General features: G+C 73.1%; 6 protein-coding genes. 2 read left to right on the top strand and 4 right to left on the bottom strand.

Annotation, left to right across the window (positions count from 1 at the left end):
- Both CCN39_RS41235 and CCN39_RS41240 read left to right on the top strand, forming a co-directional pair.
- On the top strand, positions 1–771 hold a 771-nt coding region (locus CCN39_RS41235; protein WP_143264349.1), incomplete at its 5' end, for an ATP-binding protein.
- Between the two features lie 65 nt (positions 772–836).
- Positions 837–1,400 carry a dihydrofolate reductase family protein gene (locus CCN39_RS41240; RefSeq protein WP_086851753.1) on the top strand — a complete coding sequence of 188 codons (564 nt, stop codon included), beginning with the start codon at positions 837–839 and terminating at the stop codon, positions 1,398–1,400.
- On the opposite strand, the gene CCN39_RS41245 is transcribed toward CCN39_RS41240, so the two are convergent.
- The 4 genes from CCN39_RS41245 to CCN39_RS41260 all read right to left on the bottom strand — a co-directional run.
- Entirely contained in the window at positions 1,370–3,055 is a 1,686-nt protein-coding gene (locus CCN39_RS41245) for a ubiquitin activation protein (protein WP_244211233.1), read from the bottom strand. The two genes, CCN39_RS41240 and CCN39_RS41245, sit on opposite strands and share 31 nt — an antisense overlap.
- Positions 3,056–3,200: 145 nt before the next feature.
- Positions 3,201–4,016 carry an Asp23/Gls24 family envelope stress response protein gene (locus CCN39_RS41250; RefSeq protein ID WP_086851754.1) on the bottom strand — a complete coding sequence of 272 codons (816 nt, stop codon included), beginning with the start codon at positions 4,014–4,016 and terminating at the stop codon, positions 3,201–3,203.
- 221 nt (positions 4,017–4,237) lie between these two features.
- A complete protein-coding gene (locus CCN39_RS41255; protein WP_244211234.1) occupies positions 4,238–5,467 on the bottom strand; it encodes an SGNH/GDSL hydrolase family protein in 1,230 nt (409 codons plus the stop codon).
- Positions 5,464–6,784 (bottom strand): glycoside hydrolase family 3 C-terminal domain-containing protein (locus tag CCN39_RS41260; protein WP_208630612.1); only part of this gene is annotated, 1,321 nt, incomplete at its 5' end. The genes CCN39_RS41255 and CCN39_RS41260, both read right to left, overlap by 4 nt.

Consider the following 6,784-nt stretch of genomic DNA (forward strand, 5'->3'; position numbering starts at 1 on the left):
CTCGCCGTGCTCCGGCAGGCCGTCATCCACCACGCCCGGACCGGGTCGCGCAGCCTGCCGGACCTCGTCGAGCTCCTGTCGGACCTGCCCGAGGACGTCAGCAACCTCAACGACGCCAAGCGCATCGCCGCCGACCTGGCCGAAGTCCTCAAGGCCGCGATGGTCAACGACCCGCTCTTCGCCGGCGGCGGCGAGCCGGTCGACCCCGGCGCGCTGCTCACCCCGGCCGAGGGCAAGCGGGCCCGCGTCTCCGTGATCAGCTTCGTCGGGCTGCCCGCCGAAGAACAGCGGCAGAACTTCGTCAACCAGCTGCAGATGGAACTGTTCGCCTGGATCAAGCGCCATCCCGCGGGTGACCGGCCGCTGGGCGCGTTGTTCGTCATGGACGAAGCCCAGACGCTGGCGTCCTCCGGAAGTCTCACCGCGAGCACGCGCAGCACGATCGTCCTCGCTTCCCAGGCCCGCAAGTACGGCCTGGGCCTGCTGTTCGCCACGCAGGCCCCCAAGGGGCTGCACAACCAGGTGGTCGGCAACGCGATGACGCAGTTCTTCGGCCGTCTCAACAGCCCGGCCCAGATCGCGGCGGCCAACGACCTGGCCCGCGCGAAAGGCAGCCCGGTCGCGGACATCTCCCGGCTCGAACGGGCGCAGTTCTACGTGGCGGGGGAGGCCTTCGGGTTCCGCCGGGTGGCGACGCCGCTGTGCCTGTCCCACCACCCCGCCAGCCCGCTGCGGCTGGAGGAGGTGATCGCCCGGGCGAAAAACCGCTGAGGGCCGTCGATCCGGGCGGGGTTCGTTCGACGCGTCGGTACCACCCCGACCGGAGGAGTCCCCGAATGATCCGCCTCTACATGACGATGTCCCTCGACGGCTTCGTGGCCGGTCCGGACGACCGTCCCGGCCAGGAGCTGGGCCGCGGAGGCGGCCGGCTGTTCAACTGGCTGGACGAACGGCACGGCGACGGCGCCAGCGCGCAGGTCTACCGCGAAGCGATGGCGACGGGCGCGATCATCTCCGGCCGCCGCACCTTCGAGCTGGCCGGCCGGTGGGGCGGCGACCACCACGACGGCGTGCCGATCCACGTGCTCACCCACCACATCGACCCCGCCGACACCCCGCCCGGCAGCGCGCGGTTCTTCACCGACGTCACCGCGGCCGCCGAGGAGGCCCGCGCCGCGGCCGGCGACCGCGGGGTCATGGTGCACGGCGCCGGGGCCGCGCAGGCGTTGCTGGCCGCGGGCTTGCTGGACGAGCTGGAAGTCCACGTCGTCCCGGTGCTCCTCGGCGAAGGACGGCGGCTGTTCGACGGCACGAAGGCGGAACTCGAACTCGTCCGGCGCCTGGACGACCGCGACGTGCTCCACCTGCGCTACCGGGTGCGGTCCACGTCCCCGGCGTAGAGGTTGCGCGACGGGTGCAGCTGCGGCCCGAGGTCGGTGGCGAAGCGACCGGACTCGCACGGCAGGCCGAGCAGGATGCGGCGGGCCGCTTCCCCGCACCACGCACCGCCGAGGGCCACGCCGGAGGCCGGCCGGGTCCCGCCGCACAGCTCGCCGAACGACGCCGGCGGCTCCAGGAGATCGACCGACTTCACGTCGCCGAGCAGCCCGTGCAGCAGCGGCCGGTCGGGTTCGCGGTCGAAGCGCTCGACGTCGAGCAGGCCGCGGTCGGCGCACACCATCACGACCGGGATGCCGAGGTCGCGGGCGTACTCGCGGGCCGCGATCTTCGTCCACGGCGTACCGCACTCCGCGACGAGCAGGTCGAGACCACCCGCGAAGAACCGCTCGATGGTCTCCGGCGTCAGCCCGGCCCGCTCGATGTCGATGTCCAGGTGGGGATCGACCTCGGACATCCGCCGCGCCGACCGCACCGCCTCGTCGACGCCGAGGTCGTGCCGCCCGCCGCGCGGCCGGGTGCCGCCGGCCGGCCCGAAGCCGGCCAGCTTGTACGCGTCGCCGATGCCTTCGAGCGCGCACGCCAGCGCCGCGCTGGTGCCGGCCGAAAGGCCGATGACGCCGATCTTCCGGCCGGCGCGAGCCCCTTCGCGCGGCAGGACGTGCACCAGCCGCCCCGACCACGGGTACCACGCCCACGTGCCGTACTCCCACGGCTGCGCGCCGGCCAGGAGGTCCTGCTTCCTGCGCTCGATCTCGTCCGCGTCGCGGCACGCCGGTTCGCGGTGGCGGACCAGGTCCGTGAGCTGCTCGTCGATCGGGTCGTGCACCTCGCGGACGTTCCCGGACGCGAGCAGCGCGTCGAGGCTGTCGGCGGAGCAGAGCACCGGCTGCCAGCCGCCGCGGCCGGACGAGGTGGGGTCGTCCGGCGTCACCCGGCGCACCGGCGGCACGGGAAGCAGCGACGCCGCGCCCGCCGCCGCGATGACGGGGAATTCGTCGCGCAGCCGCGTGATCAGGTCGTGGTGCCGCCCGCCGCCGTCGGTGACGCGGTGCAGCATGATCAGGACGTCTTCGGTGTACTGCGGGACGTACCGGCGGGTGCCGCGGACCGGCCGGAAGCCGAACCGCTCGTGGAACCGGTCCTGGCCGTCCCGCGTGCCGGACGTGCCGATCAGCGCCCGCGCACCGAGGTGGTGGGCGGCGCCGATCGCCAGCGCGTTGAGGTGGAGCCCGAGCCCCAGTTTCCGCGCGCGGTGCTCGACGACCAGCCTGCCGTGCTCGAACACGTCGCCGGTGCCGAAGCCCTCGGCCGCCAGCAGCGCCTGATAGGGCTCGTCGCCGAGGAAGTCACGGGACTGGAAGAGCGCACCCGTGTCCGGTGTGGACAGCCGGATGTACCCCAGCGGCGGGCCGCCGGGACTGCGCCGCGCGATGAAGTGCCACGCCCCGAAGTCGAGGTCCTGGTCGTCGGTGTGGGTGCCGTCCGCGCGGAGCAGCGCCGGACGGCGGCCGTGGTCGGCCAGGATGCGCTCGCGCAGGGCCCGGACGGCGTCGAGCAGCGGGCCGCCGTCCTCGCCGGGCCGGGGGCCGAGGAACGCGGTGACGTGCCAGTCCGGGGTTTCCGCGGGGGCGCCGGGGTGGTTCAGAGGGGTCAAGTGTCGCCTTTTCTCCGGAAAAGCCGGACGGTACCGGGCCGACGAGGGCGACGAGGCCGGGAAAGCCGCTGCCCCGGCGATGATCCACTCGAAGGGGTGGCGGCGGAAGGTGCCCGGTCCCGCGTCCGGGACCGGGCACCGGAGCTCAGTCCGCTTCGGGGAAGTGGATGTCGGTGACGTGGACGTCGACGACCTCGACGTCGAGGCCCAGGTACTGCTCGACCGCGTCGATCACCGCGACGCGGATCTGCTCGCCCAGCGCCTTGACCGCGTGACCGAACTCGACCACCACGGGGATGGTGACCCAGGCGACCTCGTCGGCGAGCTCGACCTTGATGCCGTCCTCGGCGACGCTGTGCACGCCCTCGGTCTGCGCGGCGATCCGCACGACGATCTTCCCGACCACGCCGTCGGCGATCGTGGTGCTGCCGCGGCTGCCCGCCGCGGGCCGGGCCGCGGCCGCTTCGGTTTCGGCGGCCGGCTCGGCCACGACCGGCGCGGCTTCGGCTTCGGCGGCTGCCGGCTCGGTGTCCGCGACCGGCTCGGCCTCGACGGCTTCGGCGACCGGCTCGGTCTCGGCCGCCGCTTCGGTCTCGGTCTCGGCGGCGGTCTCGGCCGCGTCCTCGGCCGCGTTCGGGTCGGTGTCGTCTTCTTCGGTGTCCTCGACCGCGTTCGCGTCCGTGTCGTCCTCGCCGGTGTCCTCGGCGACCGCCTCCTCGTCGGTCCCGGTGACCTCCTCGCCGGCTTCGGCCGTGTCCTCCGCGTCGTCGTGGTCGCTGTCGACCGCTGCGTCTTCGGCGGTTTCCGCGGCGGTTTCGGTCTCGGGTGCGGAATCCGTCTCCTCGACGACGGCCGCCGCCTCGGTCCCGGGTTCGGGCTCGACGGTGCCGTAGGCGTACCCGCCGGAGCCGGCGGTTTCGTTCTTGGGGCGGCCGAAGATGCTGTTGATGACGTCGGACATGTTTTCCCTTTCCGGGAGCGACGACTACCTGTGGGGACAGCAGACGGCGACATGTTAGGGGACGGCCCGTGACGTGCGTCACGGGCCCCCGCCTTCGAGACTCGCTTGTGTCCCAACAGATATCCGGCCGATCACCGTCCGTCAGGCCGCGTTCGGCGGTCGGTGATCAGGGGGTGGGAATCATGTCCGGGAATTGTCGTCTTTTCGGCACTCGGCCATTTCTACCCGCCGTTTCGGAAAAGCTGCGGCGGAACGCTCGAACCGAGTGCCTGGTAGCCCGCCGGGTTGAGGTGCAGGTGGTCACCGACGTCGTACGCCGGCAGTAGCTGGGCCGGTTTGGCCGGGTCTCGGGCCACCTTGTCGAAGTCCAGCAGCGCGTCGAAGTGGCCAGGCTGGCGGATCCAGGCGTTCACCCGCTGCCGGGCCTCTTCGCGGGCCGGGTCGTCGTAGCCGGTGTTGCCGCCGAACGGCGTGATCGTCGCGCCGTACACGCGGATGTCCTGGGCGTGGGCGCGGGTCAGGATCTGGTCGTAGGCGTCGATCAGCTGCGCCGCCACATCGGCGGCGGCCGCCGGGGTCGCCGTGCCGATGTCGTTGACGCCCTCGAACACGATCGCCCACGAAACCCCGCTCGTGGACAGCAGATCGCGGTCCAGCCGGGCCAGCACGTTCGGGCCGAGCCCGTCCTGCAGGACGCGGTTGCCGCCCGCCGCCTGGTTCACCACGGACACCCCGTGCAGGCGTGCGGCGAGCACGTTCGGCCAGCGGTCGTTCCCGTTCGTCGTCGACCCGCGGCCGTCGGAGATGGAGTCGCCGATCACCGCCACCGCGGACGCCGGGGACAGCACCTCGATGCCGCTGAGGAAGTACCAGTGGTCGACCGGGGTCGCGCCCGGCAGTTCGAGGTCGGAAACGTGGTTGCCCGCCAGGAGGTACGACGTCGTGCGGGAGCCCGGGTGCGAGGTGATCGACGTCGAAGCCTGGCCGTGTGCCAGGTACGCCGTCACCGCGATGTTCTCCAGGGACCGCACGGGGAAGGACAGCGGGTCGGACACGACCTGCGCGCCTTGCGGGACCGTCGTCGACGGCTTGCCGTGGAACGTCACGGGGACGACGCTGCCCGGCACGACCGAGGAGACGCCGGCCGCGCCGGCGGCCGGGCGCGCCACCGACACCGCGGTCAGCGGCAGCGGCGCCCCGCCGAAGGCGTTGGAGAACCGCAGCCGGATCCGCGGGCCGCCCACCGTCACCTGCGCCGTCTCGCGCAGGGACGCGTTGTCGAGCACGCGGTCGGTGCCGGTGAACGGCGCCGGCGGCATGTTGCCCGGCTCGGTCAGCTGGGGCATCGACGTCCACGTCGCCACCCAGTGCGACGGGGCGGGGCGACCGGAAGCGCCGACGAAGAGCACGGTGAGCACGGCCAGGACGAAGAGCACCAGAGGACGTCTCATAAGGAGAACTCCGGGGTCAGGACCCGGTCGACGCCGACGACGCGGCGCGGCCCGGTCAGCGTGCAGTGCAGGGTCGCGACGATCTCTTCACTCGAGGTGCCGACCCGCAGTTCGACGTCCCCGGGGTCGACCTGGCGCTGCCGCGCGCGGCCGGTGTAGGACGTCAGGTCGGCGTGCAGAGCGATCTCCAGGACGCAGGTTTCGCCCGGCGGCAGGGAAACCCGGCGGGCCGCGATGAGCTGGCGCTCCGGCCGCGCCACCTCGGCCACCGGGTCGTGCAGGTAGACCTGGACGACTTCGGAGGTTTCGCGCCCGTGGTCGTTGCGCAGCGTGACCCGGACCCGGCAGACGCCGTCGGTCGGCCAGAGCGAGCCCGTCGCGCTGACGTCGAGCCAGGTCGCCGGCGCGTAGGACAGTCCGTGCCCGAACGGGAACAGCGGCGAAGGATCCACTGTGGACACCTCGCTGCGCCGGCCGAGCGGCGCGGCCAGGTACGTCGACGGCTGACTCGCCCCGGCCGCGGGGAAGCTGACCGGCAGCCGGCCGGCCGGGTTGAGCCGGCCCCCGAGGACGTCGGCCAGCGCGCCCGCGCCTTCTTCGCCGGGGTAGAAGCCGCAGACCACCGCGGCCAGCCGCGGCAGCTGCCGGGACAGCTCGTACGGCCGCCCCGAGAGCAGCACGAGCACCACCGGCTTGCCCGTGTCCAGCAAGGCGTCCAGGAGTTCCTCCTGCCGGCCCGGCAGCCGCAGTTCGGCCGCGTCGCAGCCTTCGCCGGACGTCCCGCCGCCGAACAGCCCGGCCCGGTCACCCAGCACGGCCACGCAGACCGAGGCGTCCTCGCACGCGGCCACGGCCTGCGCGATGCCTTCGTCGCCGCCACCGGTGACCGGGCAGCCCAGGGCGTAGGTGACGTCGTAGGTCGAGCTCAGCGCTTCGAGCACGGTCGGCACCGAGACGCCGAACGGGACGTCGGGGTGGTGGACGCCGACGTGCAGCGGGAAGGAGTAGCAGCCGAGCATCGCGCCCGGGGTGTCCGCGCGCGGCCCCACCACGGCGACGCGGGTGCCGGGGGAGAGCGGAAGCGTGCCGTCGTTGTGCAGCAGCACGATCGAGCGCTCGGCGACCTCGCGGGCCAGCGCCCGCGATTCGGCGTCGTCGAGGTCGATCTCCTCGGGGACCTCGGGCGCCCACCCGGCGTCGAGCAGGCCGAGCTCGCACTTCTGGCGCAGCACCCGTTCGAGGGCGCGATCGACGGCGGCGACATCGACCGCGCCCCCTTCCACCGCGGCGAGCAGCGGCTCGCCGTAGCAGTCCATG

The sequence above is a fragment of the Amycolatopsis kentuckyensis genome (genome assembly GCF_002155975.1).
GTDB classification, from domain to species: Bacteria; Actinomycetota; Actinomycetes; order Mycobacteriales; family Pseudonocardiaceae; genus Amycolatopsis; species Amycolatopsis kentuckyensis.